The sequence below is a fragment of the Robiginitalea sp. genome (assembly GCF_049588695.1).
Taxonomy (GTDB): Bacteria; Bacteroidota; Bacteroidia; order Flavobacteriales; family Flavobacteriaceae; genus Robiginitalea.
The window spans coordinates 1-2,764 of the sequence record NZ_JBAVZJ010000175.1 but is presented as its reverse complement, the minus strand read 5'-3'; the positions used below and the strand labels follow the sequence as shown (position 1 = coordinate 2,764).

Genomic DNA, 2,764 nt, shown 5'->3' with positions numbered 1-2,764 from the left:
AAATGAAGTGGAGCCGGAAAAGGCGGTGAAATTCCTCGTGGCGAAATATGCCTAAGATAGTCCTGGAGAAACTCCTGAAAAAACACGCCTGATCCCCTCCAGGTTCAATTCTAATGGGCTTTGACCTCTTTAATCAGAGAACAACACCGAAAACCCTTTATTTGTAAATGTCCTGAAGCCGACTGATTGTGATGCATCGCTTCGGATTTACGGGAAGATCACGTGGTGGAGTGTGGCTTACGATATACCCCCGAACGCCTGTCTTCTGCCTTACAAACCACATTTTTGATTTCATATAGCAAAAAGTATACCTTTATAACCAACTCTTAATCCTATGGCTTCTGGCTTTTTCGCAGTATTGGATGATATCGCTATGCTTATGGACGACGTGGCCTCCATGAGCAAGATTGCTACCAAAAAAACCGCAGGTATCCTGGGAGATGATCTGGCGGTTAATGCGGAAAAGGCTACCGGGTTTGTCGCCAGCCGGGAATTGCCGGTGCTTTGGGCGATCATCAAGGGTTCTTTTCTCAATAAACTCATCATATTACCAATTGCTTTCCTTTTAAGCGCATACCTGCCCCTGGCGATTACCATAATTTTGGTGCTGGGCGGGGTCTACCTGGCCTATGAAGGGGCGGAAAAAGTGATTGAATTCCTGATGGGCCACAAAAAAGAGGAGGTGGAGGTTGAAGCAGCACCTTATTCAGCAATGGAGGCAGCCGCCCTTGAAAAGACGAAAATCAAACAGGCCGTTTTTACCGATTTTATCCTTTCTATTGAAATTGTTATCATCGCATTGAGTACCGTGGTAGAGGAACCTATTTCTACTCAAATCCTCGTTGTCTCCGCAGTAGCTATTTTGGCCACCATAGGAGTATATGGGATCGTGGCCCTGATCGTTCGTATGGATGACTATGGCCGTAAGCTCATTAACTGGCAGGACGGGGATGACGGACTCTCAGATAAGATCGGGCGGTTTCTGGTCAATGCCTTGCCCTGGGTCATCAAAATACTATCCGTTGTGGGAACCCTGGCCTTGCTGCTCGTTTCTGGAGGAATCTTTAACCACAATATAGAATTTCTGCACCACCTCTTGCCAGGCCTCCCTGCGCTCGTTAAGGATTTTTTGACCGGACTTATCATCGGATCTGTAGCGGTCCTGCTGATGTGGGTTTTTAAGAAGCTCTTTAAATAAAAACGGGGTAATTAATTTGATTTGATGGGTACAGTTGCTTACTGTGGACTTGCTGAAGGTTTCAAACTACGGCGATCCCTTATCCCAATGAAAACCTTACAATTCTTCCTTAAGGATATAGTGAATCGTCTTAATCCCGTCCACATAGTTGCCAATTCGGATGTTCTCGTTAGGGCTGTGCTGGTTGTTGTCACGGTTCACCGTGGGAACGGTCACGGCAGGGACCCCCAATTCACTTACAAAAGGCGAAATCGGGATGCTTCCTCCTGAGGTCCGTTGCTTAATCGGGGTTTCGCCAAAAGCATTAGTAAGGGCCCGATCCAGCCAGAGTCCCACCTCCGAATCAAAATCCGTGCGAAAGGCGAGGTAAGATGTACTGCTCCTAAACTGGCAAATCCGCGGGTGGGTTTCCCGCTCCTCAGCCGTAGGCTCACGGTCTATGACGTAGTAACCCTGACCGACTATATGATCGCGCACCAACTTAATCAGCCGGTCCGGATCGCTTTCCACCACCAGGCGGATATCGATCTCGGCAGTAGCTGTTGCCGGGACGATAGTCCGGGCTTCCTCTCCAATCCAACCGGAGCTCAAGCCGCGGACATTCAGGGAAGGATATTGCAGGGACTCCTGATAGGTAGGGGCAACACCGGTTCCTTTGGCCACCCCGAGGCGCTTGTTGATATAGTCCTCATGATCCGGGACGTCATCCAATACCTGCTTCACTTTCTCGCTGATGGAAATCCCGTCGTAAAACCCGGGGATGGTCACCCGCTCGTTTTCGTCCTTCATACTGGCAATGAGCTGGGACATACGGACGGCGGGATTCGGAGCCCAATTTCCGTAATGCCCGCTGTGTTGTGGAAAGTTGGGGCCAAAAATTTTCAGGGTAATTTCGGAGATTCCCCGGGCGCCAAATGTCAGGGTGGGCTTGTTGGCAATGTGTCGGGGACCATCAAAAATGATGAGCATATCGGCAGCGAGAGCCTCCTTATACGCCCTGACAGCTTGCGGTAAATTCGGAGATCCCATCTCTTCTTCAAAATCCATAATCACCTTGATGTTGAAATTCGGGGATTCCCCCCGATCACCAATCATATCGACGGCGGTCAGGAACATATTCACCGCACCTTTAGAATCTGAGGTACTCCTGGCAAAAATGCGCCATTCGGGATCTATATCCGATGAAGCCAGACGGTCCCAATCCATGGGCTCCCATACTCCGTCTGCGGTCCTTTTTTTCAAGGTAGCCGTATAAGGGTCCTCCTGGTTCCAAAATTTCGGATCAACCGGCTGCCCGTCTACCTGAAGGTAGATCAGGACGGTTTTAGCCCCAATGGTAGTTGTTTTTCGCTCCGCGAGCAGTAATGGGGCGCCCGGGGTTTCGAGGCGCAAGGTGCTAAAACCGCGGCGGGTAAAATGCTGCTCGCACCATTGGACATTCCGCTCGATCTCTTTGGGAAAATGGGCATCGTTGGGAATGGCGAGCAATTCCTTTAACTGTGGAAAGGAAGCTTTGGCATATTCCCAGTACGCAGCATCATCAACGGGTACCTGGGCCTGCGTATT

General features: G+C 49.8%; 2 protein-coding genes. One reads left to right on the top strand and one right to left on the bottom strand.

All coding sequences use genetic code 11. From position 1 onward, the window contains the following. The first annotated feature begins 334 nt into the window (after positions 1-334). The gene (locus WBV75_RS04195; protein ID WP_424119399.1) at positions 335-1,198 is read left to right on the top strand and encodes a DUF808 domain-containing protein; all 864 of its coding nucleotides are present in this window, start codon (positions 335-337) and stop codon (positions 1,196-1,198) included. 96 nt (positions 1,199-1,294) lie between these two features. On the opposite strand, the gene WBV75_RS04190 is transcribed toward WBV75_RS04195, so the two are convergent. Continuing rightward, a partial coding sequence (locus tag WBV75_RS04190; protein ID WP_424119398.1) for a M20/M25/M40 family metallo-hydrolase occupies positions 1,295-2,764 on the bottom strand: 1,470 nt, incomplete at its 5' end.